Source organism: Pantoea sp. Cr_R13, assembly GCF_029222565.1.
Taxonomy (GTDB): Bacteria; Pseudomonadota; Gammaproteobacteria; order Enterobacterales; family Enterobacteriaceae; genus Pantoea; species Pantoea eucalypti.
The window spans coordinates 141,418-166,634 of record NZ_JARHXL010000013.1; the positions used below are offsets into that span (position 1 = coordinate 141,418).

23 protein-coding genes are annotated in these 25,217 nt (G+C 54.0%); 18 read left to right on the top strand and 5 right to left on the bottom strand.

From position 1 onward, the window contains the following. Nucleotide 1: 1 nt before the first annotated feature. Nucleotides 2-775 carry a histidine ABC transporter ATP-binding protein HisP gene (gene hisP, locus P2R09_RS08535; protein ID WP_275768783.1) on the top strand — a complete coding sequence of 258 codons (774 nt, stop codon included), beginning with the start codon at nt 2-4 and terminating at the stop codon, nt 773-775. A gap of 36 nt (nt 776-811) precedes the next feature. Here hisP and P2R09_RS08540 read toward each other — a convergent pair whose 3' ends face one another. After that, nucleotides 812-1,711 carry a TIGR01777 family oxidoreductase gene (locus tag P2R09_RS08540; RefSeq protein WP_275768785.1) on the bottom strand — a complete coding sequence of 300 codons (900 nt, stop codon included), beginning with the start codon at nt 1,709-1,711 and terminating at the stop codon, nt 812-814. A 182-nt stretch (nt 1,712-1,893) separates the two neighbouring features. On the opposite strand from P2R09_RS08540, the gene yfcF reads away from it, so the two are divergent. Both yfcF and yfcD read left to right on the top strand, forming a co-directional pair. Further along, complete coding sequence (gene yfcF, locus P2R09_RS08545; RefSeq protein WP_008926475.1) at nt 1,894-2,535, top strand: glutathione transferase; 642 nt, start codon at nt 1,894-1,896, stop codon at nt 2,533-2,535. A gap of 108 nt (nt 2,536-2,643) precedes the next feature. Continuing rightward, nucleotides 2,644-3,168, top strand: a complete 525-nt coding sequence (gene yfcD, locus P2R09_RS08550) for an NUDIX hydrolase YfcD (protein WP_003854255.1) — start codon at nt 2,644-2,646, stop codon at nt 3,166-3,168. A gap of 110 nt (nt 3,169-3,278) precedes the next feature. On the opposite strand, the gene pta is transcribed toward yfcD, so the two are convergent. Together pta and ackA are read right to left on the bottom strand one after the other, a co-directional pair. Continuing rightward, nucleotides 3,279-5,408, bottom strand: coding sequence for a phosphate acetyltransferase (pta, locus tag P2R09_RS08555; protein WP_033743374.1), 2,130 nt, complete (start codon nt 5,406-5,408; stop codon nt 3,279-3,281). Between the two features lie 86 nt (nt 5,409-5,494). Continuing rightward, the gene (gene ackA / locus P2R09_RS08560; RefSeq protein ID WP_033763118.1) at nt 5,495-6,697 is read right to left on the bottom strand and encodes an acetate kinase; all 1,203 of its coding nucleotides are present in this window, start codon (nt 6,695-6,697) and stop codon (nt 5,495-5,497) included. A gap of 337 nt (nt 6,698-7,034) precedes the next feature. Here ackA and yfbV point away from each other — a divergent pair, with 337 nt between their 5' ends. The 3 genes from yfbV (at nt 7,035) to P2R09_RS08575 (ending at nt 8,800) form a co-directional block, all read left to right on the top strand. Further along, entirely contained in the window at nt 7,035-7,487 is a 453-nt protein-coding gene (yfbV, locus tag P2R09_RS08565; RefSeq protein WP_008926473.1) for a terminus macrodomain insulation protein YfbV, read from the top strand. 145 nt (nt 7,488-7,632) lie between these two features. Next, on the top strand, nt 7,633-8,127 hold the full coding sequence (locus tag P2R09_RS08570; protein WP_275770654.1) for a YfbU family protein: 495 nt from the start codon (nt 7,633-7,635) through the stop codon (nt 8,125-8,127). 13 nt (nt 8,128-8,140) lie between these two features. After that, complete coding sequence (locus tag P2R09_RS08575; protein ID WP_275768790.1) at nt 8,141-8,800, top strand: sugar phosphatase; 660 nt, start codon at nt 8,141-8,143, stop codon at nt 8,798-8,800. A 28-nt stretch (nt 8,801-8,828) separates the two neighbouring features. Here the strand turns inward: P2R09_RS08575 and yfbR are convergent, their stop codons facing one another. After that, nucleotides 8,829-9,428, bottom strand: coding sequence for a 5'-deoxynucleotidase (yfbR, locus tag P2R09_RS08580; RefSeq protein ID WP_275768792.1), 600 nt, complete (start codon nt 9,426-9,428; stop codon nt 8,829-8,831). A 69-nt stretch (nt 9,429-9,497) separates the two neighbouring features. After that, on the bottom strand, nt 9,498-10,715 hold the full coding sequence (locus tag P2R09_RS08585; protein WP_275768794.1) for a pyridoxal phosphate-dependent aminotransferase: 1,218 nt from the start codon (nt 10,713-10,715) through the stop codon (nt 9,498-9,500). A gap of 963 nt (nt 10,716-11,678) precedes the next feature. Between P2R09_RS08585 and lrhA the strand changes: the two genes are divergently transcribed. The 12 genes from lrhA (at nt 11,679) to nuoL (ending at nt 25,207) form a co-directional block, all read left to right on the top strand. Next, the gene (lrhA, locus tag P2R09_RS08590) at nt 11,679-12,602 is read left to right on the top strand and encodes a transcriptional regulator LrhA (protein ID WP_003854247.1); all 924 of its coding nucleotides are present in this window, start codon (nt 11,679-11,681) and stop codon (nt 12,600-12,602) included. Between the two features lie 639 nt (nt 12,603-13,241). Then, nucleotides 13,242-13,685 (top strand): NADH-quinone oxidoreductase subunit A, encoded by a 444-nt coding sequence (locus P2R09_RS08595; protein WP_003854246.1) that lies wholly within the window; start codon nt 13,242-13,244, stop codon nt 13,683-13,685. A gap of 15 nt (nt 13,686-13,700) precedes the next feature. After that, nucleotides 13,701-14,378, top strand: a complete 678-nt coding sequence (locus P2R09_RS08600) for an NADH-quinone oxidoreductase subunit B (RefSeq protein ID WP_003854245.1) — start codon at nt 13,701-13,703, stop codon at nt 14,376-14,378. A gap of 113 nt (nt 14,379-14,491) precedes the next feature. Continuing rightward, nucleotides 14,492-16,291: an NADH-quinone oxidoreductase subunit C/D gene (nuoC, locus tag P2R09_RS08605; protein WP_275768801.1), complete on the top strand. Its 1,800-nt coding sequence runs from the start codon at nt 14,492-14,494 to the stop codon at nt 16,289-16,291. Nucleotides 16,292-16,293: 2 nt separating this feature from the next. Further along, nucleotides 16,294-16,809 carry an NADH-quinone oxidoreductase subunit NuoE gene (nuoE, locus tag P2R09_RS08610; protein ID WP_003854243.1) on the top strand — a complete coding sequence of 172 codons (516 nt, stop codon included), beginning with the start codon at nt 16,294-16,296 and terminating at the stop codon, nt 16,807-16,809. 2 nt (nt 16,810-16,811) lie between these two features. Next, on the top strand, nt 16,812-18,152 hold the full coding sequence (gene nuoF, locus P2R09_RS08615) for an NADH-quinone oxidoreductase subunit NuoF (RefSeq protein ID WP_175501446.1): 1,341 nt from the start codon (nt 16,812-16,814) through the stop codon (nt 18,150-18,152). Nucleotides 18,153-18,262: 110 nt separating this feature from the next. After that, complete coding sequence (nuoG, locus tag P2R09_RS08620; protein WP_275768803.1) at nt 18,263-20,986, top strand: NADH-quinone oxidoreductase subunit NuoG; 2,724 nt, start codon at nt 18,263-18,265, stop codon at nt 20,984-20,986. Further along, a complete protein-coding gene (gene nuoH, locus P2R09_RS08625) occupies nt 20,983-21,960 on the top strand; it encodes an NADH-quinone oxidoreductase subunit NuoH (protein WP_003854240.1) in 978 nt (325 codons plus the stop codon). Before nuoG ends, nuoH begins: the two co-directional genes overlap by 4 nt. An 11-nt stretch (nt 21,961-21,971) precedes the next feature. Continuing rightward, a complete protein-coding gene (nuoI, locus tag P2R09_RS08630; RefSeq protein ID WP_003854239.1) occupies nt 21,972-22,514 on the top strand; it encodes an NADH-quinone oxidoreductase subunit NuoI in 543 nt (180 codons plus the stop codon). 10 nt (nt 22,515-22,524) lie between these two features. Then, entirely contained in the window at nt 22,525-23,076 is a 552-nt protein-coding gene (gene nuoJ / locus P2R09_RS08635) for an NADH-quinone oxidoreductase subunit J (protein ID WP_003854237.1), read from the top strand. Then, entirely contained in the window at nt 23,073-23,375 is a 303-nt protein-coding gene (nuoK, locus tag P2R09_RS08640) for an NADH-quinone oxidoreductase subunit NuoK (protein WP_003854236.1), read from the top strand. The genes nuoJ and nuoK overlap by 4 nt, the downstream gene beginning before the upstream one ends. Continuing rightward, nucleotides 23,372-25,207: an NADH-quinone oxidoreductase subunit L gene (gene nuoL / locus P2R09_RS08645; protein WP_008926469.1), complete on the top strand. Its 1,836-nt coding sequence runs from the start codon at nt 23,372-23,374 to the stop codon at nt 25,205-25,207. The genes nuoK and nuoL overlap by 4 nt, the downstream gene beginning before the upstream one ends. Nucleotides 25,208-25,217: the final 10 nt, after the last annotated feature.

Here is a 25,217-nt window from a genome sequence, read left to right on the forward strand (position 1 = left end):
TATGGCTGACAATAAATTAAGCGTCACCGAATTGCATAAGCGTTACGGTGAACATGAAGTGCTGAAAGGGGTCTCGTTAACTGCTCAGGCGGGCGATGTGATCAGTATCATTGGATCGTCCGGTTCAGGGAAAAGTACCTTTTTACGCTGCATCAACTTCCTCGAAAAACCGAGTGAAGGCAGCATCATGGTCAACAACCAGCAGATCACCTTAGTCCGCGACAAAGATGGTCAGCTTAAAGTGGCTGACAAAGAGCAACTGCGCGCGTTGCGTACCAGCCTCACCATGGTGTTCCAGCACTTTAATCTCTGGAGTCACATGACAGTGCTGGAAAACGTGATGGAAGCGCCGATTCAGGTGCTGGGGCTGAGTAAAGCGGAAGCGCGTGAGCGCGCCATCCGCTATCTCGATAAAGTCGGCATTGATGCGCGGGCGCAGGCGAAGTATCCGGTGCATCTCTCGGGTGGTCAGCAGCAGCGTGTGTCGATTGCGCGCGCGCTGGCGATGGAACCGGAAGTGTTGTTGTTTGATGAGCCGACGTCGGCGCTGGATCCTGAACTGGTGGGCGAAGTGCTGCGCATCATGCAGAAGCTGGCGGAAGAGGGTAAAACCATGGTGGTCGTCACGCATGAGATGGAATTTGCCCGTCACGTATCCAGCCATGTGATTTTCCTGCACCAGGGCAAAATCGAAGAGCAGGGGCCGCCTGCTGAGGTGTTTGGCAACCCGAAAAGTCCACGTTTACAGCAGTTCCTTAAGGGATCGCTGAAGTAAACCTGAGCCCGCGCCTGGCCGGGCGCGGGCTTCTGGTTAATGCTTCACCACATCCTGCAACGCCTCCTGCAGATCGTACCAGCGGAAGCCAAAACCTGACGCCTCCAGCCGCTTTGGCAGCACATGCTGTCCTCCCAGCACCAGAACCGACGATTCGCCCATCATCAGCTTAATGGCGCTGGCAGGCGTACGCATAAAGGCCGGACGATGCATAACCCGACCCAGCGTGGCGGCAAACTGCTCATTACGCACCGCATAAGGTGCGACCATGTTGAACGGCCCTCGCAGATCATCATGGTCCAGCAGCCAGATAATGGCGTTGAGCATGTCATCAATATGGATCCACGGCATGTACTGTTTACCACTGCCGATTGGCCCGCCGATGCCGAGCTTAAACGGCAACTTCATTTTGCTGAGTGCGCCGCCCTCGGGCGCCAGTACTACGCCAGTTCGCAGCAGACAAACGCGGGTGCGTTCGCTTTCCGCCGTGAGCGCCAGCTGCTCCCAGCGGGCGCAGAGCTGATGCGTGAACTCATCCTGCCCCTGATCCTCTTCAGTCAGCACCAGATCGCCGGTATTGCCATAAAAACCGGTTGCCGAACCTGAGATCAATACGGCGGGTGGCGTGGTGCTGGCGTTGATCAGTGAGGCGATCTGCTCGGTTATCTGCCAGCGACTTTCACAGAGCTGCTGCTTTTGTGGCTCCGTCCAGCGTTTGTCAGCGATGGGTTCGCCCGCCAGATTAATCACCGCATCGATGTTATCCAGTGTCGACTGTTGCGCCAGTCCTGACCAGAGTGCGACGTTCTCGCCCAGTTTTTCACGCGCGCTGACCACGTCGCGCGTTACCACGCTGATCTGATGGCCCAACTGCTGCAGACGTGGAATCAGGTGACGGCCAATCAGTCCCGTGCCACCGGTAATAAGAATGTGCATGTTGCGGCTCCCTTGATGTTTTTGTTATTTGCACCTTTCAGCATAGAAGAGTGGAGCCACTCTATAGTGAGTCGCGTCGCGGTTTCTTCTTCTGAAGGAACAGATCGGATCAGCTCAGCGTTGCCTTCGCAAAAAAAAATCGGTAAACATGATGCAATCCTGACAGCCAATTGAGGTAACCGATGAATTATCCGCCCATCACCCTGTGGTCAGATTCATCATTTTTCAGTCCTTACGCCATGTCGGCCTACGTTGCCCTTAACGAAAAAGGGATTCCGTTCCACCTGAAACGCGTCGATTTGTCGCAGAACCAGCAATACGCAGCGGCATACCGTGAGTTGTCGCTGACCTGCCGGGTTCCGACCCTGCAGATTGATGATTTTCTGTTAAGCGAATCTTCGGCGATAACCGAATATCTTGAAGAGCGTTTTCCGGCACCCGAGTTTGAACGTCTCTATCCTCGCGACCGCGAGAAGCGAGCTCGCGCGAGAGAGATTCAGGCCTGGCTGCGCAGTGATTTCCTGTGGATTCGTCAGGAGCGTCCGACAGAAGTGCTGTTTGCCGGTGAACGCTTTGCGCCGCTGACCGCGTCAGCGCAGCAGGCGGTGGATAAACTCGTTACGGCTGTCGAACGTCTGCTGCCAGACGGACAGCAGAACCTGTTTGGCGAGTGGTCAATTGCAGATACCGATCTGGCGGTGATGCTTAACCGGCTGGTACTGCATGGCGATCCTCTGCCTGCACGCTTACAGCAATATGCTGAGTTTCAGTGGCAACGCGCCTCGGTACAGCTGTGGTTAGCAGAAAGTGGTAAAAATCGGTAACAGCCGGGGCTTGCTCATGCTGGCGGAAGTGATTACCTTACGCCACATAAAAATAACGACGTGGCAAACTGCGTACGCAACTGTACGCCAAACAGGAAAGGGTTACGGATGGTGGATCAAACTGCGGGTGACGGCATTGAGTGGGTCGATATCGTAAACGAAGAGAATGAAGTCGTTGCTCAGGCGACACGCGCGCAGATGCGTGCTCAGTGCCTGCGTCACCGCGCCACCTATATCGTGGTTCATGACGGTATGGGTAAGATTCTGGTACAGCGTCGCACCGAGATAAAAGACTTTATGCCGGGCAAACTGGACGCAACCGCAGGCGGCGTGGTGCAGAGCGGTGAAGATATGCTGGAATCTGCGCGACGTGAAGCGGAAGAGGAGTTAGGGATTGCCGCCGTGCCGTTTGCTGAGCATGGCAAATTCTACTTCGAAGATCAGCATTGCCGTGTCTGGGGTGGTCTGTTCAGTTGTGTGTCACATGGCCCTTTCGCCATGCAGGAATCGGAAGTCGATGAGATTATCTGGATGACGCCCGATGAGATCACCGCACGCTGTGATGAATTTACCGACGATTCGCTGAAAGCGCTCTCTCTGTGGATGAGCCGCAACGGTGATAACCGGGCCTGAAAACGGGCGCATTCATGCCAGTGACCGACGCGCATCAACGCGTACTGCCCGGTTACCGGCGAAAAAAAAGGCATGCCACGTGGCATGCCTTTTTCTTTGTTACCAGACGCTTAGCCTTCAGCCTGCTGAGACTGAATAGCCGTCAGGGCGATGGTGTAGACGATGTCGTCAACCAGCGCACCGCGCGACAGATCGTTGACTGGCTTGCGCATACCCTGCAGCATCGGTCCGATTGAGATCAGATCGGCTGAACGCTGTACCGCTTTGTAGGTGGTGTTACCGGTGTTGAGATCCGGGAAGATAAACACGGTAGCGCGACCTGCAACCTGTGAATTTGGCGCTTTCGATTTCGCCACATCTTCCATGATCGCGGCGTCATACTGCAGCGGACCATCGATGACCAGATCAGGACGTTTCTCCTGCGCAATGCGCGTTGCTTCACGCACTTTCTCAACATCGCTACCTGCACCTGACGTGCCGGTAGAGTAGGAGATCATCGCCACACGCGGATCGATACCAAAGGCGCTGGCAGAATCCGCTGACTGGATAGCAATCTCAGCCAGCTGCTCAGCGGTAGGATCCGGGTTAATTGCGCAGTCACCGTAGACCAGCACCTGCTCCGGCAGCAGCATAAAGAACACGGATGAAACCAGTGAGCTGTTCGGCGCGGTTTTGATCAACTGCAGTGGCGGACGAATTGTGTTGGCAGTGGTGTGAACCGCACCTGAAACCAGACCATCCACTTCACCGCTCTCCAGCATCATGGTGCCGAGAACCACGTTATCTTCCAGCTGCTCCTGAGCGACCACTTCGGTCATACCCTTACTCTTACGCAGTTCAACCAGACGTGGCACGTAGTTCTCACGTACCTGTTCCGGGTCAACAATTTCGACACCTTTGCCCAGTACGACACCCTGAGCCGCAGCGACACGCTGAATCTCATCCGGATTGCCTAACAGTACGCAGGTGGCGATACCGCGCTCAGCACAGATAGAGGCCGCTTTAACCGTACGCGGCTCATCACCCTCTGGCAGCACGACGCGTTTACCCGCTTTACGCGCGAGCTCAGTAAGCTGATAGCGGAAGGCCGGTGGCGACAGGCGACGGCTGCGCTCAGAGGTGGCGGTCAGTGACTCAATCCACTCAGCATTAATGTAGCTGGCCACATATTCCTGCACTTTCTCAATGCGCTGCGTATCGTCAGCAGGCACCTCAAGGTTAAAGCTCTGCAGGCTCAGGGAGGTCTGCCAGGTGTTGGTTTTCACCATAAACACCGGCAGGCCGGTCTGGAAAGCACGGTCGCAGAGACGGGCGATACGATCGTCAATCTCGTAGTTACCGGTCAGCAGAATTGCACCAATCTCAATGCCGTTCATCGCAGCCAGACAGGCGGCGACCAGTACATCAGGGCGGTCTGCGGAAGTCACCAGCAGTGAGCCAGGACGGAAATGCTCCAGCATGTGCGGGATACTACGCGCACAGAAGGTGACGGATTTGACCCGGCGGGTCTGAATTTCACCTTCATTGATGATACGCGCATCCAGGTGGCGGCACATATCGATGGCGCGGGTAGCGATCAGATCAAAGCTCCACGGCACGCAGCCCAGCACCGGCAGCGGGCTGTCTGAGAACAGCTGCTTTGGATCGATGTTGGCGATGCTGGCTTTTGAGGAGTCATCAAAGATCTCTGACAGGTCAGGACGGGTACGCCCCTGATCGTCCACCGGCGCGTTGAGTTTGTTGATAATTACGCCCGTGATATTTTTGTTCTTCTGACCGCCGAAGCTGCTTTGAGTCAGTTCAATGCGCTCTTTCAGCTGTGCCGGCGAGTCATTGCCCAGCGCCATCACGAAGACGATTTCTGCGTTCAGGGTTTTGGCGATTTCGTAGTTCAGTGCGTTGGCAAACTGATGCTTACGGGTCGGCACAAGCCCTTCAACCAGAACCACTTCCGCATCCTGCGTGTTGGCATGGTAACGGGAGATGATCTCTTCCATCAGCACATCCTGCTGGTTCGATCCCAGCAGTGATTCCACACGTGACATCTGCAGCGGTTCAGCGGCAGGAATCGAGGAGTTCTTACGGATAATCGTGGTGGTTTGATCCGGCGTATCGCCGCCGCTACGCGGCTGAGCAATTGGCTTAAAGACGCTGAGACGGACGCCTTTGCGCTCCATGGCGCGAATAACGCCGAGGCTGACGCTGGTCAGGCCGACGCTGGTGCCGGTCGGAATGAGCATAATTGTACGTGACACGTTTGAACCTCTCAGTAATGGCAGGGTGTCAAAAACAACTCCGTCAGCCTGAGCTGACGGAGAGAAGTGTTTTACGCAGTCAGCCGCGCGGCGTCCTGGGCGATGACCAGTTCTTCGTTGGTCGGAATCACCAGCGCCGGGCGAGTGCCTTCTTTATTGATGTAACCAGACTTGCCGAAACGGGCGGCCAGGTTGCGATCGTGGTCAACTTCAAAGCCCAGCAGCGCCAGTTTTTTCAGTGAGAGTTCACGCACCATCGCGGCATTTTCGCCGATGCCGCCAGTAAACACGACGGCGTCAAGACGGCCATCCATCAGCGCGGTGTAGCTACCGATATATTTCGCAAGACGATGACAGAAGACATCCATTGCACGCTTCGCATCTTCTTTGGTGGTGTAGTTATCTTCAACGTAGCGGCAGTCGCTGGTGACTTCGGTCAGACCTAACAGGCCAGACTCTTTAGTCAGCAGTTTATTGATGGCGTCAACGCTCATACCCAGCGTATCGTGGAGGAAGAAGACTATCGCCGGGTCGATGTCGCCACTGCGCGTACCCATCACCAGGCCTTCCAGCGGGGTCAGACCCATTGAGGTGTCCACGCACTCGCCGTTGCGAATCGCAGAGACCGAACCGCCGTTGCCGAGGTGACAGGTAATGATGTTCAGTGACGCCAGTGGCTTGTTAAGCATTTTGGCCGCTTCGTGAGTCACGTAAAAGTGGCTGGTACCATGTGCGCCATAGCGACGAACGCCATGCTCTTTGTACAATTTGTACGGCAGCGCATAGAGATAAGACTCTTCCGGCATTGTCTGATGGAAAGCGGTGTCAAATACCGCGACATTCTTGTCTGACAGATGAGGGAAATTTTTCATCGCTTCATCAATACCGATCAGATGAGCCGGATTGTGCAGCGGTGCGAAAGAGGAGGCGTCTTTGATGCCCTGGACGACTTCTTCAGTGATGATGACTGACTGCGTCAGTTTTTCGCCGCCATGAACGATACGATGGCCGATTGCAGCAATTTGTGCCGAAAGCTCAGGTTTTTGTGCCAGAATGGATTTAACGATAAAGTTCAGCGCTTCGCTGTGCGCTGCGCCAGCACCCAGAGGCGCTTCCTGTTTTTCGCCTTCCAGCTTCCATTTGATACGGGCTTCAGGAAGATGGAAACATTCCGCCAGGCCTGACAGGAACTCTTCACCGCTGGCAGGGTTAAGAATGGCAAACTTAAGGGAAGAGCTGCCACAGTTCAGAACCAGAACTAACTTACTCGACATGGAAGTACCTATTTTTTGAGAGTGGCTAAATTAAACGCAATCAGACTATCAGCGTAGCCCATGAAAGCTGGTAGATTAATGACAAACATCATGCGGTAGACAGAAATCTGCGATTCCGCAAAAAATTTCGGTAATCTTACGCGAAAATTTTAAGATTGCCTTGTCGAAACTTGGCTCAGGCCTCTTCCCAAAGGCGCATTCCGCTTCCGGAGAGGTGTTAAAACGGCGTCAGAATAGCTGGAGTCATCTTTAAAGACAAAAATAATTGAAGGTTGTTACGTAAAGTTGTGTCTTTATAACTATTTTTTAATCTTTGCAGTATTAGTTGAGGTGAGCCATGGCGAATGAATCTGGCAGTACCAATTGGTTTCGGATGTTTCAGCGCGGCCAACACTATATGAAGACCTGGCCTGCTGATAAGCGCCTGGCCCCCGTGTTCCCTGAAAACCGGGTTTCATCGGCAACGCGGTTTGCCATTCGTTTTATGCCACCTCTGGCGATTTTTACGCTGACCTGGCAGATTGCGATGGGCGGTCAGTTAGGCCCTGCCGTGGCGACTGCGCTGTTTGCCTGCAGCCTGCCGATGCAGGGACTGTGGTGGCTGGGCAAGCGTTCAGTGACGCCACTGCCGCCAACGCTGCTTAACTGGTTTCATGAGGTGCGTACCCGACTGGAAGAAGCCGGGCAGGCGATAGCACCGGTTGAAGGCAAGCCGACTTATCAGGCGCTGGCCGATCTGCTTAAGCGGGCGTTTAAACAGCTCGACCGCACCTTCCTCGACGATCTCTAGGCAAACCCAGGCTGGCGGTAAAATAATTACCGCTAACCTGCGGCCAAATCAAAGAAAGGCGAGACGGCGGTTTCCGTATCGTTAACGCTGTGCAATCATTTCTCCATTGTCGATTAACTGAGCGGTCTCTGACCGGGAGTCAATGATGGAAATGACCCATGCACAGCGTTTGATTCTCACTAACCAGTATAAAATCATGGCGATGCTTGAGCCTGAAAATGCTGAACGCTTCCGCCGTTACCAGACCATCATCGAACGCGGCTATGCGCTGCAGATGCGTGAGCTGGACAAAGAGTTTGGCGAACTCAGCGAAGCGATCTGCCGGACGGTGATCGATATTATGGAGATGCATCATGCCCTCCATGTTTCCTGGTCGAACCTCAAAGATAAAGGTCAGCTTGAAGCGCGCCGTCTCGCCTTTTTGGGCTTTGATGCGGCAACTGAAGCGCTGCTGCTGGGCTACGTTCGTTTTATGGTGAATACAGAAGGGCGGTATACCCACTTCGATTCCGGTAATCACGGTTTCAATGCCCAGACCCCAATGTGGGAAAAGTATCAACGCATGTTAGCTTTGTGGCAGACTTGTCCGCGCCAGTACCATTTAAGTGCAAATGAAATTGCACAAGTGATCAATGCCTGAAGAGGAGGAGCGCGTGACCTACAGAGGTTTTCTATTTGATTTAGACGGCACGCTGGTGGATTCACTGCCAGCGGTTGAACGAGCCTGGAGCCAGTGGGGTGCCCGTCATGGCATCGCCGCTGATGAGATCCTGGATTTTATCCATGGCAAACAGGCGATCACCTCTTTGCGTCATTTTATGGCAGGCCAGTCGGAAGAGGCTATACAGGCGGAGTTTACCGCGCTGGAGCAGGCTGAAGCGGCGGACACCGACGGTGTGCGGGCGCTACCCGGTGCCGTCGCGTTGCTGAACCGGCTGAACGAACTGAATATTCCCTGGGCAATTGTCACCTCAGGCTCGGTGCCGGTCGCTCATGCCCGTCACAAAGCGGCAGGGTTACCAAAGCCAGCTGTGTTCATTACGGCTGAGCAGGTGGCGAAAGGTAAACCTGAACCCGATCCTTACCTGCTGGGTGCGGAGAAACTGGGGTTAGCGGCGACAGCGTGCGTAGTGGCAGAAGATGCTCCCGCCGGAATTTTATCCGGCCTGAATGCGGGCTGCACGGTGATTGCTATTAATCCTGCGGCGGAGACACCCCGGCTGGATGACGTGGCGCTCAAGCTCGAATCGCTGGCGTCGCTGGTGGTTTCCCGCGAGTCTGACGGCAGTTTTACCTTTAGTCAGCAGGCTTAAGGGTTCGCCCGGCTGCCAGTTCGCCGGGCTACAAAGGCGTATCCTGCGAGATTTCATCCAGTGACAGGTTGAAGCTCGGAATGAACACTTCAACGAAGTAATCCATCTCCGGCGAACGACGCTGCGCCAGGGTCTTTTCCAGCCGCGCTTTCGCCAGTAAAAATTCATTATTCCCGGCAGACAACTCTTCAAGACACTTAACATAGGCACAAAGCGCATCCGCCTGTTTCACAACGGCCTGCTCCTCTTCGCTATGCAGATGCTCATCGATCAGCGGGCGATAGATTTCCTGAAACTCTTCCGGCAGCATCTCAATCAGCTTTTGCTGAGCAATCTTTTCGATTTTCTTATATTCGTGGGCGATCTGCGCGTTGTAATACTTCACCGGTGTCGGTAAATCGCCGGTAAGCACTTCACTGGCATCGTGATAAAGCGCCAGCATGGCAATACGATCGGCATTAAGCGACCCGCTGAACTTGAGATTTTTGATCACCGCCAGGGCGTGCGCCACCATAGCGACCTGCAGACTATGTTCCGAGACATTTTCGGTGCGCACATTGCGCATCAGCGGCCAGCGATTAATCAGCTTAAGACGGGAGAGGTGAGCAAAGAAGTGGCTTTGTGTCATGCGCGTTCCTGTTGGCAGGCAGGGGAGAGACCGGCTCTCCCCAAATAACGTCAGTATACGCGGGCGTGATTACTGACGATAGCCTTGCAGGAAACGCCCAAATTTATTAATCGCCATCTCCAGATCATCGACGCGTGGCAGCGTAACGATGCGAAGATGATCGGGCCACGGCCAGTTGAACGCACTGCCCTGAACCAGCAACACTTTTTCCTGTAACAGAAAATCCAGCACCATCTTCTGATCGTCGAAGATATTGAATTTTTTGGCATCGATTTTCGGGAACATGTAGAGCGCGCCCTGCGGCTTCACACAGCTGACGCCAGGAATATCATTGATCAACTCCCATGCACGCTGGCGCTGCTCGTAGAGACGACCACCGGGTATGATAAATTCGCTGATGCTCTGATAGCCGCCCAGTGCCGTCTGAATCGCATGCTGCGCCGGGACGTTGGCACACAGACGCATTGAGGCGAGCATTTCCAGCCCTTCAATATAGCCTTTCGCATGTTTCTTCGGCCCGTTCAGTACCATCCAGCCCTGACGGAAACCGGCCACGCGATAGGTTTTGGAGAGGCCATTGAACGTCACGGTCAGCAGATCGGGCGCCAGGGCCGCAATGCAGTGATGCTGGGCGTCGTCGTAAAGGATCTTGTCGTAGATTTCGTCGGCGAAAATGATCAGATTATGCTGACGCGCAATTTCAACCACCTCTAACAGCAGTTCTTTACTGTAGACCGCGCCGGTAGGGTTATTCGGGTTGATGATCACGATGCCACGGGTGCGGGGCGTTATCTTGCTACGGATATCATCCAGGTCAGGGAACCAGCCGGCAGACTCATCACACAGATAGTGCACCGCTTTACCGCTGGAGAGAGAAACCGCGGCTGTCCATAAGGGATAGTCGGGCGCGGGCACCAGCATTTCGTCGCCGCTATTCAGTAACGCCTGCATCGCCTGCACGATGAGTTCTGATACCCCGTTACCGATATAAATATCTTCTACCGTGACATCGCGCATGTCGCGTGCCTGATAGTGCTGCATGATTGCTTTACGGGCGGAGTAAAGGCCCTTGGAGTCGCAATAACCCTGAGCGCTGGGAAGGTTACGAATGACATCAACCAGGATCTCATCCGGTGCTTCGAAACCAAACGGCGCCGGATTGCCAATGTTCAGCTTGAGAACTTTATTACCTTCTTCTTCAAGGCGCTTAGCCTCTTTCAGTACCGGTCCACGGATGTCATAGCAGACGTTATCGAGTTTTCCGGATTTATCAATTTGAAAAGTCATTGTTACCGCCTTGATGGGCAGAATCCTTGTGGCTGCCACAGAAATCGAACCAGCACAATGTACTCTCCTCACGGTCACAAAAGAAGGGTGCCGCCCCGTTTTGGCGGGTTCAACAACTTTTTGCAGAATGCGTAGCGTAAAAAGTAACAGCTCTCGCTGAGGGTAGTTAATAAAACTATGTATAAAGAAATTTTTAGAATTTTAATCCACCCAAAACCGTAGCGAGCCAACATCTGCCTCTGGAATTTAAAAAAGTTTGTGAACTCAATACGGAGAGGAATTTTCTTTACCGCTGAAATATACACTTTGAGGAATAGTTAAAATTTATTTTATTAATGTTCGTTTTATGGCCAGTTTTATAACATGAGAACTATTTACGCCTTAACACTGCTTAAGAGTGCGCTGTTTAAGGCCTTGTGATCGCCGGAAAAGTACCAAAAAAGGCGTTTCATTCGGCACCTTAAATACAGGATAGTGAGCACTACTTAACACTTCCTCACTAACTTTCAGAACGTTGAAGGCTTAAAAAGTGATCAATAATGTGGCATAAGGGTCACGAAATGCCTTTGTCACAAAATTTACAGCGCTTTTCACAAAATCATTTCCATTTTGAAGTCAAAAATGATTAAGTATAATTTATTATTTAGTGCACTTAGCCGCTTCGCCTTGATAGCCCGCTAAGTGTGGTTTTTATCCCGCCCGATTCATTCCGGTGGGAATAAGACAACTACGCAGCTTCCTGCATTTGCGCACCCCAGCGCCATCGGTCCAGAAGAAGTTGTCTCTGTCTTAAAGCATCGTGCTCCCTTCGGGTGAGTCAACAGTGCAGGTTCCAGATAAAATTTTTTTGTGTCAGTCTTCACACAGGACTGTCATTAAGCACCATTACCGCTTATCACTTTGATAAGCTTGTAATAACACCAGGGTAGTAGTTCGTAAAAATCTTATAAGTGAAGAAAAAACATGACTAATGCAAATCGTCCGATACTGAATCTCGACCTCGATCTGCTGAGAACTTTCGTTGCCGTTGCGGATTTGAATACCTTTGCAGCCGCCGCTGCAGCGGTCTGCAGAACCCAGTCAGCAGTCAGTCAGCAGATGCAGCGTCTGGAGCAATTGGTAGGTAAAGAGCTGTTTGCCAGACATGGACGTAATAAGCTTTTAACAGAGCATGGGATCCAGCTTTTAGGCTATGCCAGAAAAATTCTTCGTTTTAACGACGAAGCCTGCACATCTCTGATGTACAGCAACATTCAGGGCGTACTGACTATTGGTGCCTCTGATGACACCTCTGACACTATTCTGCCGTTCCTGTTAAACCGGGTGACCTCGGTTTATCCGAAACTGGCCATTGATGTGCGGGTTAAACGTAATCCATTCATGATGGAAATGCTCAATCAGGGTGAAGTGGACCTGGTGGTGACAACGTCCAGCCCGGGCAACTTTACCTATCAGGTACTGCGTACTTCACCCACCTTGTGGTACTGCGCAGCGGACTATATCTTCCAGCGCGGCGAAGCGATTCCATTGGTGCTGCTGGATGAGCCAAGTCCTTACCGTGATATGGCCATTGATCATCTCAATGAAGCCGGTATCCCATGGCGTATCTCTTACGTCGCTTCTACTCTGGCTGCCGTACGAGCTGCAGTGAAAGCGGGTCTTGGCGTAACAGCGCGCCCGGTCGAGATGATGAGCCCGGAACTGCGTGTTATGGGTGCGGCTGAAGGTCTGCCGGTTCTCCCGGATACGCAGTATCTGCTGTGCCGTAATCCTGACAGTGATAATGAGCTGGCGCTGGCTATCTTTAATGCCATGCAGTCTACTAATGATCCGTACAATCTGAGCAACAATCCAGATGGTGCGTTGCTGTTGGATGACGAAGAGTAATAGCGCTAACGTGTTGTACTCAACATCAGCGCCATTGCCTTAACAAACGCTTATAAATAAGCCTCTCATTCTTTGAACAGAACGAGAGGCTTTTTTACTATCTGACCCTTGTCACACTCGCCCCCGACGACAACCTTCCTGATGTAAATCCCTCACTGTATTTCACTCCACTGCAAACTGAAATCTGCAATCCATAAAAACGAACCTTTTGTTCCGTATCAAGGCTTCAGGTGGAGGAAATTAACGCAAAAAGGGCAAAAGTGTGTTCTGGATCAAGAAAATACCCCTGCTAAGGGGAAGGAAAAAAGAGTCATACCTGTCAAAATATGTTTGTTAAACGCACGATCCATGCGTGTGATTACCCGCTACACTAAAATTAACCCTACAGACTGAAGCGATTTAGCTGGAAAGCGGGGCATCATTTGTTAATAATATGATGCAGGTGTGAAATAATGTTTGGATACTTTTGTCAAAGTTGACAAAAGGTTATAGAAAGGAGTAAAAAACCCCATTAAATTGCTGTTTATTCCGTAATAACAGTGACATTTAAAAGGTTTTTACCCTTCCCTTGAATCGATGTGGTCAGTTTGCTGCGGGAAACGCGTGCAGGATGCCAGCGCCACTTTTGATGAGTAAGCAATGAGTATGTCAACTACCACCGAAATCATCGCTCAGCACTGGGCGTTTATCGTATTTATCGTTATTGCCTTTGGCTTGTGTGCTTTCATGCTGACCGGAGGATGGTTGCTTGGCGGCAGAGCGCGCGCCCGCTATAAAGACACGCCATTCGAATCGGGCATTGAATCCGTTGGTGACACCCATATCCGCCTGTCGGCGAAATTTTATCTGGTTGCGATGTTTTTCGTCATTTTTGACGTCGAAGCCCTCTTTTTATACGCATGGGCGACTTCAATCCGCGAAAGCGGTTGGGTCGGCTTTGTGGAAGCCGCAATTTTCATTTTGGTGCTCCTTGCGGGTCTGGTCTATCTGGTACGCATTGGCGCACTGGACTGGGCTCCAGCTCGCCGTCGCGTAGTGGTGAAAACTACTACGGTCAGCCACACCAATCCTCATAAGCAGTAAAAGAGAGGCAATAAGATGGACTATACGCTCACCCGCATAGACCCGAACGGTGGTGAGAACGACCGTTATCCTCTGCAAAAGCAGGAAATCGTCAGCGATCCGCTGGAGCAGCACGTTCATCGCAGCGTTTATATGGGCAAACTCGAAAATGCCCTGCATGACATGGTGAACTGGGGACGTAAAAACTCACTCTGGCCTTATAACTTTGGCCTGTCCTGTTGTTACGTTGAGATGACCACATCGTTTACCGCAGTCCACGACGTGGCACGTTTTGGTGCTGAAGTTATGCGCGCCTCGCCACGCCAGGCGGATTTCATGGTTATTGCCGGCACGCCATTTACCAAAATGGCTCCGGTTATTCAGCGTTTATACGATCAGATGCTGGAGCCAAAATGGGTGATCTCTATGGGTGCCTGCGCCAATTCGGGCGGCATGTATGACATCTATTCGGTAGTGCAGGGCGTCGATAAATTCCTGCCAGTAGATGTCTATATTCCTGGCTGCCCGCCACGTCCTGAAGCCTACATGCAGGCACTGCTGCTGTTGCAGGAGTCGATCGGCAAAGAGCGCCGTCCGCTTTCATGGGTTGTCGGCGACCAGGGCGTTTACCGCGCTAACATGCCTTCAGAGCGTGAAAGAAAACGCGGCGAGCGCATCGCAGTCACAAACCTGCGCAGCCCGGACGAAGTTTAAAACCGTATGGATGGAAAAGAGCGCCTGCAGCAGAACATCACAATTTAATGCATGGCCCCATCCTGACGCCTTCATTTGAGTGCCTGAGACCAGGCCGGAATGGTGAGTAACGTATGACAGATTTGACCACGCAAGATCTCGCTCAGCCTTCATGGCAAACCCGTGATCACCTTGATGACCCGGTGATCGGCGAGTTGCGTAACCGTTTTGGGCCGGATGCCTTCACTGTACAGCCAACCCGCACCGGCATTCCGGTGGTCTGGGTTAAGCGTGAACAGATACCGGAAATTACCGAGTTCCTGCGTAAATTACCGAAGCCTTACGTCATGCTGTATGACCTGCATGGCGTGGATGAGCGTTTACGTACCCACCGTGCAGGCCTGCCTGCGGCGGATTTTTCCGTTTTCTACCACCTGCTGTCGATTGAACGCAACCGCGACATCATGCTCAAGGTGGCACTCTCTGAAAACGACATGCATCTGCCGACCATCACCCGTCTTTTCCCGAATGCCAACTGGTATGAGCGTGAAACCTGGGAGATGTTTGGTATTACCTTTGATGGTCACCCGCACCTGACGCGCATCATGATGCCGTCGACCTGGGAAGGCCATCCGCTGCGTAAAGATTACCCGGCGCGCGCCACCGAATTCGATCCTTTCACGCTGACAAAGCAGAAAGAAGATTTAGAGATGGAGGCGCTGACCTTTAAGCCTGAAGACTGGGGCATGAAGCGCAGCACCACCAACGAAGACTTCATGTTCCTGAACCTCGGGCCTAACCACCCGTCGGCGCACGGTGCGTTCCGCATCATCCTGCAGCTGGACGGTGAAGAGATTGTCGACTGCGTACCTGACATCGGTTATCACCATCGTGGTGCCGAAAAGATGGGTGAGCGTCAGTCCTGGCACAGCTACATTCCTTACACTGACCGTATCGAGTACCTCGGCGGCTGCGTGAACGAAATGCCTTACGTGCTGGCGGTAGAAAAACTGGCCGGTATCGTGGTGCCCGATCGCGTAAACGTGATCCGCGTGATGCTCTCTGAGCTGTTCCGCATTAACAGCCATCTGCTTTATATCTCGACCTTTATTCAGGATGTCGGCGCGATGACGCCGGTGTTCTTTGCCTTTACCGATCGCCAGAAAATCTATGACGTGGTTGAAGCCATTACCGGTTTCCGTATGCACCCGGCCTGGTTCCGTATCGGTGGTGTAGCACACGACCTGCCGCGAGGCTGGGAACGTCTGCTGCGTGACTTCCTGGACTGGATGCCGAAGCGCCTGAAGGAATATGACAAAGCGGCACTGCGTAACACCGTGCTGATTGGTCGTTCTAAAGGCGTTGCTGCTTACAATATGGAAGAGGCGCTGGCGTGGGGCACGACCGGTGCCGGCCTGCGTGCCACGGGTCTCGACTTTGACGTGCGTAAATGGCGTCCATACTCAGGCTACGAAAACTTCGATTTCGAAATCCCGGTCGGCGATGGCGTCAGCGATGCTTACAGCCGTGTTCAGCTGAAGATGGAAGAGATGTGGCAGTCGCTGCGTATCCTTGAGCAGTGTCTCAACAATATGCCAGAGGGGCCGTTTAAAGCGGATCACCCGCTGACCACGCCACCACCGAAAGAGCGTACGCTGCAGCACATCGAAACGCTGATCACCCACTTCCTGCAGGTTTCGTGGGGACCGGTGATGCCAGCCAATGAATCGTTCCAGATGATTGAAGCGACGAAAGGGATCAACAGCTACTACCTGACCAGCGATGGCAGCACCATGAGCTACCGCACCCGCGTGCGTACGCCGAGCTTCCCGCATCTGCAGCAGATTCCTTCAGTAATCCGTGGCAGCCTGGTATCCGACCTGATCGTATATCTGGGTAGTATCGATTTTGTTATGTCAGACGTGGACCGCTAATTATGCACGATCAACACATTGCCATTAAAACGATCGACCCTAACGAGGTCTTCGTGCTGAGCGCGGAAGAGCATCACGCTATTGAGCACGAAAAACACCACTACGAAGATGCGCGTGCAGCCTCCATTGAAGCGCTGAAGATCGTGCAGAAACAGCGCGGCTGGGTGCCGGACGGCGCAATCAACGCGATTGCCGACGTACTGGGTATCCCGGCGAGTGATGTTGAAGGGGTGGCGACGTTTTATAGCCAGATCTTCCGTCAGCCGGTTGGCCGTCATGTGATCCGTTATTGTGACAGCGTGGTCTGTCACATCACCGGTTATCAGGGCATTCAGTCCGCACTGGAGCAGCAGCTGAATATCAAACCGGGTCAAACCACTGCTGATGGCCGCTTTACGCTGCTGCCAACCTGCTGCCTGGGTAACTGCGACAAGGGCCCAACGATGATGGTGGATGAAGACACGCATGTTCATCTGACGCCGGAAGGCATTCCCTCTTTGCTGGAGCAGTATCAATGACAATCAAACAGATCATTCGTACTGCTGAAACCCATCCGCTCACCTGGCGGATGCGTGACGACAAGCAACCTGTCTGGCTTGATGAATATCGCAGCAAGAACGGCTATGCCGGTGCGGAAAAAGCGCTGAAAAGCATGTCACAGGATGAAATTGTCGCGGCAGTCAAAGACTCCGGCCTGAAAGGGCGCGGCGGTGCAGGCTTCTCTACCGGTCTGAAGTGGAGCCTGATGCCGAAAGATGAGTCGATGAACATCCGTTACCTGCTGTGTAACGCCGATGAGATGGAGCCAGGCACCTACAAAGACCGCCTGCTGATGGAGCAGATGCCTCACCAGCTGGTGGAAGGCATGCTGATCAGCGCCTTTGCGCTAAAAGCCTACCGTGGCTACATCTTCTTACGTGGCGAATACATTGAAGCGGCGGTGCATCTGCGTCGTGCGATTGCTGAAGCAACGGAAGCGGGCTACCTCGGTAAAAATATTCTCGGTACCGGCTTCGACTTTGAGCTGATCGTCCATACCGGCGCAGGGCGTTATATCTGCGGCGAAGAGACGGCACTGATTAACTCACTGGAAGGCCGTCGTGCTAACCCGCGTTCCAAGCCGCCATTCCCGGCGAGTGCGGGCGCGTGGGGCAAACCGACCTGCGTGAACAACGTAGAGACCCTCTCGAACGTGCCGGCGATTCTGGCCAACGGTGTGGAGTGGTACAAAAACATCTCCAAAAGCGAAGATGCCGGTACCAAAATGATGGGCTTCTCCGGACGGGTTAAAAATCCCGGCGTCTGGGAGTTGCCATTCGGTATCACCGCACGTGAGATCCTGGAAGATTATGCGGGCGGCATGCGTGACGGACTGAAGTTCAAGGCCTGGCAGCCCGGCGGCGCAGGGACTGACTTCCTGACCGACCAGCACCTGGATCTGCCGATGGAATTTGCCAGCATTGGCAAAGCGGGCAGTCGTCTGGGTACGGCGCTGGCAATGGCCGTTGATCACGAGATCAACATGGTTTCCCTGGTGCGTAACCTGGAAGAGTTCTTTGCCCGTGAGTCGTGCGGCTGGTGTACTCCGTGTCGCGACGGCCTGCCGTGGAGCGTAAAAATTCTGCGTGCGCTGGAGCAGAAACAGGGCCAGCCAGGAGATATTGAAACCTTACTGCAACTCTGCCGTCAGCTTGGCCCGGGTAAAACCTTCTGTGCGCATGCGCCGGGGGCGGTTGAGCCGCTGCAGAGTGCGATTAAATATTTCCGTGAAGAGTTTGAAGCCGGCATGGCGCCGCAGGTGTTTGGTAATACCCGTGCCATTGGCGGGATCCAGCCAAACCTGTTGAAAGCGCGCTGGTAATTCACCAAAAAACGGAACAGGCCTGGTGCCGCCGCCCCGACAATGTCGTGCGTCGGGGCAAGAATATGATTAACGCTCGTCTCTGACGAGCCTTACGGAAGCATGTCACTATGGCTACAATTCATGTAGACGGTAAAGAGTATGATGTGAACGGAGCGGACAACCTGCTACAGGCATGTCTCTCTCTGGGCCTTGATATTCCTTACTTTTGCTGGCATCCGGCGCTGGGAAGCGTTGGGGCCTGCCGCCAGTGTGCGGTAAAGCAATTCCAGAATGCCGAAGATACCCGTGGCCGTCTTGTCATGTCCTGCATGACACCGGCCTCTGACGGCACATTCATCTCCATTGATGATGGCGAAGCGAAAGAGTTCCGCGAAAGCGTGGTGGAGTGGCTGATGACCAACCACCCGCACGACTGTCCGGTGTGCGAAGAGGGCGGTAACTGTCACCTACAGGATATGACAGTGATGACCGGCCACAGCTTCCGCCGCTATCGCTTCACCAAACGTACTCACCGTAATCAGGATCTCGGTCCGTTCATCTCCCACGAGATGAACCGCTGTATCGCCTGTTACCGCTGTGTGCGTTACTACAAAGATTATGCCGATGGCAAAGATCTGGGTGTCTACGGCGCGCATGACAACGTCTATTTTGGTCGCCCGGAAGATGGCACGCTGGAAAGCGAGTTCTCTGGCAACCTGGTTGAAATCTGCCCGACCGGCGTCTTCACGGATAAAACCCACTCTGAACGCTATAACCGCAAATGGGATATGCAGTTTGCGCCGAGCATCTGTCAGCAGTGCAGTGTCGGCTGTAACACCAGCCCGGGTGAGCGTTATGGTGAGTTGCGTCGTATCGAAAACCGCTATAACGGCACCGTAAACCATTACTTCCTGTGTGACCGTGGCCGCTTTGGCTATGGCTACGTTAACCGCAAAGATCGTCCACGCCAGCCGATGCTGCTGCGCGGCAATGACTGGGTCACGCTGAACGCAGAGCAGGCAGTCAATGCCGGTGCAGATTTGCTGCGTCAGGCGAAGAAAGTGATCGGTATCGGCTCGCCGCGCGCCAGCGTTGAAAGTAACTTCGCCCTGCGTGAACTGGTGGGTGCAGAGAACTTCTCAACCGGTATGCCAGCGGACGAGCAGGCCCGTCTTGAACTGATGCTCAAAGTCCTGCGCGAAAGCGGTATCTATACGCCATCGCTGCGTGAAATTGAAAGCTACGATGCGGTGCTGGTACTGGGTGAAGACCTTACACAGGTTGGCGCACGCGTGGCACTCTCTGTCCGTCAGGCGGTGAAAGGCAAAGCGCGTGATATGGCCGCAGCGCAGAAAGTCGCAGACTGGCAGATCGCCGCCATTATGAACATCGGTCAGAACGCGAAGCATCCGCTGTTCGTTACCCATGTTGATGAAACCCGTCTGGATGATATCGCGGCATGGAGCTATCGTGCGCCGGTTGAAGATCAGGCGCGCCTTGGCTTCGCTATCGCCAGTGCGCTGGATGAATCTGCTCCGGCAGTGACCGATTTCGACAGCAAGCTCAACGGGAAAATGGATGTTGTCGTTCAGGCGCTGGCCGGCGCGAAAAAGCCATTAATCATCTCCGGTACTCACTCAGGCAGCAGCGCAGTCATTGAAGCCGCAGCGAACGTGGCGAAAGCCCTGAAGGCACGCGGCGCAGATGTCGGCATTACTCTGCTGGCGGGTCACGCCAACAGTATCGGTCTGGGCATGATCGGCGGTAATCCACTGGAGCATGCGCTGGAGCAACTGAGCAACGGTGAAGCCGATGCGCTGGTGGTGCTGGAAAATGACCTCTATCGTCACGCACCAAAAGCCGTGGTGGATGCAGCCCTGGCGCAGACCACGAACGTGATTGTGGTTGATCATCAGCGTACAGCCACGCTGGAGAAAGCGGGTCTGGTGTTATCGACCGCCAGCTTCGCCGAAAGTGATGGTACGTCTATCAACCATGAAGGCCGCGCACAGCGTTTCTTCCAGGTTTACGATCCTGCCTATTACGACAGCAACGTTGTGATGCTGGAAAGCTGGCGCTGGCTGCACTCGCTGCATAGCACGCTGGAAAGCCGTCACGTGGACTGGACGCAGCTCGATCACGTGATCGATGCCGTGGTGACCCGTCTGCCACAGCTCGCGGGTATTAAAGAAGCGGCACCTGATGCCAGCTTCCGCATCCGTGGTCAGAAACTGGCGCGTTCTCCAATACGTAACAGTGGACGTACTGCGATGCGTGCGAATATCAGCGTTCATGAACCGCGTCAGCCGCAGGACCAGGACACCATGTTCGCCTTCTCTATGGAAGGGAACAACCAGCCATCAGCGCCGCGTTCGCAGATTCCGTTTGCCTGGGCTCCAGGCTGGAACTCACCGCAGGCGTGGAACAAGTTCCAGGCTGAAGTGGGCGGCAAACTGCGTCATGGCGATCCGGGCGTGCGCCTGTTTGAAGCCAGCAACAGTGAGCTGCCATGGTTCACAACCGTTCCTGCCGCGTTTGTCAGTGATGCGAAGTGGCGTGTGGCGCCTCTCCACCGGTTGTTCGGTAGCGAAGAGATGTCACAGCGTTCACCAGTCTTCCAGCAGCGCATGACAGAGCCTGCATTGGTGATTAACCCGGAGGATGCAGCGAAGCTGGGCGTCAACAATGGCGCGGCGGTTGAATTCAGCTGTGCCGGCGAGACAGTGCGTCTGCCGGTCCGTTTCTCGGCGTCACTGCAGGCGGGTCAGATTGGTCTGCCGCTGGGTATGCCGGGCGTTCCGCCATTCCTGGCGAACGGTAAAATCGACACTCTGCAGGAGGCGGCGCAATGAGCTGGTTAACACCGGACGTTATCGACATTCTGCTGGCCATTGTTAAAGCCATTGTGATTCTGCTGGTGGTTGTGGCCTGCGGCGCGTTCATGAGCTTCGCCGAGCGTCGTCTGCTCGGCCTGTTCCAGAACCGTTACGGACCTAACCGCGTCGGCTGGGGCGGCTCGCTCCAGCTGGTCGCGGACATGATCAAAATGTTCTTTAAAGAGGACTGGGTTCCGCCATTTACCGACCGCTTTATCTTTACCCTTGCGCCGGTTATTGCCTTTGTTTCTCTGCTGCTGGCCTTTGCTATCGTGCCAGTGTCGCCAACCTGGATGGTGACAGACCTGAATATCGGTCTGCTGTTCTTCCTGATGATGGCGGGCCTTGCGGTCTACGCCGTGCTGTTTGCTGGCTGGTCGAGTAACAACAAATACTCGCTGCTGGGTGCGATGCGCGCCTCGGCGCAGACGCTGAGCTACGAAGTGTTCCTGGGTCTGTCGCTGATGGGTGTGGTGGCGCAGGCGGGCTCGTTCAACATGAACGATATCGTCAACAGCCAGACGCACCTGTGGAACATCATTCCGCAGTTCTTTGGTTTCGTAACCTTCTGTATTGCTGGCGTGGCGGTGTGTCACCGTCATCCGTTTGACCAGCCAGAAGCGGAGCAGGAACTGGCGGATGGTTATCACATTGAATATGCCGGTATGAAGTTCGGCCTGTTCTTTGTCGGCGAATATGTGGCGATTACCACCGTTTCAGCGCTGATCGTAACGCTGTTCTTTGGTGGCTGGCACGGACCCTTCCTGCCGCCGTTCATCTGGTTCGCCCTGAAAACGGCGTTCTTTATGATGATGTTCATCCTGATTCGTGCTGCGCTTCCGCGTCCACGCTACGACCAGGTGCTGTCATTCGGCTGGAAAGTGTGTCTGCCGTTGACGCTGTTGAACCTGCTGGCGACTGCCGCAGTGATTCTCTACACAGCGCCGTAAGGGGTTAACAAATGACTTTGAAAGATATTGTCGTAGGCTTTGGCACGACAGTTCGCAGTATCTGGCTGATAGGGCTGCACGCCTTTGCCAAACGTGAAACGCAGATGTACCCGGAAGAGCCGGTTTATCTGCCACCACGCTATCGTGGCCGTATCGTGTTAACCCGCGATCCGGATGGTCAGGAGCGTTGCGTCGCCTGTAACCTGTGTGCGGTTGCCTGTCCGGTTGGCTGTATTTCACTGCAGAAAGCCGAGACCAAAGATGGCCGCTGGTACCCGGAGTTCTTCCGCATCAACTTCTCACGCTGTATTTTCTGCGGCATGTGTGAAGAAGCCTGTCCGACCACCGCGATTCAGCTTACCCCGGATTTCGAACTGGGTGAGTTTAAGCGTCAGGATCTGGTGTATGAAAAGGACGATCTGCTGATTTCGGGACCGGGTAAATATCCGGAGTACAACTTCTACCGCATGGCAGGTATGGCGATTGACGGTAAAGATAAGGGCGAAGCGGAAAACGAAGCCAAGCCTATCGACGTCAAAGGCTTATTACCTTAAGGAGCAAGGCATGGAATTTGCGTTTTATCTTTGCGGACTGGTGGCGGTGCTGACGACGTTGCGCGTCATTACCCACACTAATCCGGTACATGCGTTGCTGTACCTGATCGTTTCGCTGTTATCGATCGCGGGCGTCTTCTTCTCTATGGGTGCCTATTTTGCCGGTGCGCTGGAGATCATCGTCTACGCTGGCGCCATCATGGTGCTGTTCGTCTTCGTCGTTATGATGCTGAACCTGGGCAAGCAGACGGAGAAGCAGGAGCGTGAGTGGCTCAGCCCGTCATTGTGGATTGGTCCCGGCATCGTCTCGTTGCTGCTGCTGGTGGTGATGATTTACGCCATCCTGACGGCGAATGACCAGGGCATTGATGGCACCATCATCGACGCCAAAGCGGTCGGCATCAGCCTGTTTGGTCCTTATGTACTGGCGGTTGAACTGGCTTCTATGCTGCTGCTGGCAGGTCTGGTCGTGGCGTTCCATATCGGTCGTGAAGAGCGTCAGGGCGAAGTCCTGAGTAACCGTAATGCTGACGCCGCTCAGGTGAAAAAGGAGAACGCATGATCCCGTTACAACATGGATTGATTCTTGCTGCCGTGCTGTTTGTCCTTGGACTGACGTCGCTGGTGATACGCCGCAATCTGCTGTTTATGCTGATCGGCCTTGAAATCATGATCAACGCCGCCGCCTTAGCTCTGGTGGTTGCCGGGAGCTACTGGGGTCAGGCCGATGGACAGGTGATGTATATCCTGGCGATCAGCCTGGCGGCAGCGGAAGCCAGTATTGGTCTGGCGCTGCTGCTTCAGCTCTATCGTCGTCGTCAGACGCTGAACATTGATACTGTGAGCGAGATGCGCGGATGAATCTTCTCTATTTAACTGTCTTGTTTCCGCTGATCGGCTTTCTGCTGTTAGCGTTTTCCCGCGGTCGCTGGTCAGAGAACCTGTCGGCCACGGTAGGTATGGGATCGGTGGGTCTGGCAGCATTGACTACAGTGATGCTCGGATTCGAGTTCTTCGCCAGTGGTCAGCAAGCCTACACCCAGTCACTCTGGACCTGGATGCATGTCGGCAACTTCGACATGAAAGTGAACCTGACGCTGGATGGCCTGTCTCTGACCATGCTGTCAGTCGTTACCGGTGTTGGCTTCTTCATTCATATGTTCGCCTCCTGGTATATGCGTGGAGAAGAGGGCTACTCCCGCTTCTTCGCCTATACCAACCTGTTTATCGCCAGCATGGTTGTTCTGGTGCTGGCCGATAACCTGATGCTGATGTATCTGGGCTGGGAAGGGGTAGGGCTCTGCTCTTATCTGCTGATCGGCTTCTACTACAGCAATCCGGAAAACGGCAAAGCGGCGATGAAAGCCTTTATCATCACCCGCGTGGGCGACGTCTTCCTGGCATTCGGCCTGTTCATTCTCTACAACGAGCTGGGCACGCTAAACTTCCGCGAGATGATGGAACTGGCGCCGGCGCACTTTGCCGCAGACAACCATATGCTGCAGTGGGCGACGCTGATGCTGCTGGGTGGCGCGGTCGGTAAATCGGCACAGCTGCCGTTACAGACCTGGCTGGCCGATGCGATGGCTGGTCCGACACCGGTTTCAGCACTGATCCACGCCGCGACCATGGTGACAGCGGGTGTTTACCTGATTGCCCGCAGCCACGGTCTCTTCCTGCTGACGCCGGAAGTGCTGCATCTGGTCGGCATCGTCGGGGCAATTACCCTGGTGCTGGCGGGCTTTGCCGCGCTGGTACAGACCGACATCAAACGTGTTCTCGCTTACTCCACCATGAGCCAGATTGGTTACATGTTCCTGGCGTTGGGTGTTCAGGCGTGGGATGCGGCGATTTTCCATCTGATGACGCACGCCTTCTTTAAAGCGTTACTGTTCCTCTCTTCGGGTTCAGTGATTCTGGCCTGCCATCACGAGCAGAACATCTTCAAAATGGGTGGCCTGCGTAAGAGTATTCCGCTGGTCTACACCTGCTTCCTGGTTGGCGGCGCGGCGCTGGCGGCACTGCCGCTGATTACGGCGGGCTTCTACAGTAAAGATGAGATTCTGTTTGGCGCACTGGCTAACGGTCACATCAACCTGATGGTTGCGGGTCTGGTAGGGGCGTTCCTGACCTCTATCTACACCTTCCGCATGATCTTCATCGTGTTCCACGGCGAAGAGAAAATTCATGCGCACGCCGGTAAAGGCATTACCCATCATCTGCCGCTGATTGTACTGCTGCTGCTCTCGACCTTCATTGGTGCGCTGATTACGCCACCGCTGGCAGGTGTACTGCCAGCTAACGAGTTTGGTGAAGCGGGCAAAGTGGGACTGGAAATCACCTCGGGCGTCGTAGCGATTGTCGGCATTCTGATCGCTGCTGCGCTGTGGCTGGGCAAACGTGAGCTGGTGACCCGTATCGCAAACAGTGCGCCAGGCCGCTTCTTCGGCACCTGGTGGTTTGCGGCCTGGGGCTTCGACTGGCTCTACGATAAAGTGTTCGTTAAACCCTACCTGGGCATTGCGTGGCTGCTGAAGCGCGATCCACTGAATGGATTGATGAACCTGCCTGCGCTGCTGTCACGCATTGCCAACAAAGGCCTGGTTGTCAGTGAGAACGGCTACCTGCGCTGGTACGTTGCGTCAATGAGCCTGGGTGCCGTACTGGTGCTGGCTCTGCTGCTGGTGATTTAAAGATTGATGA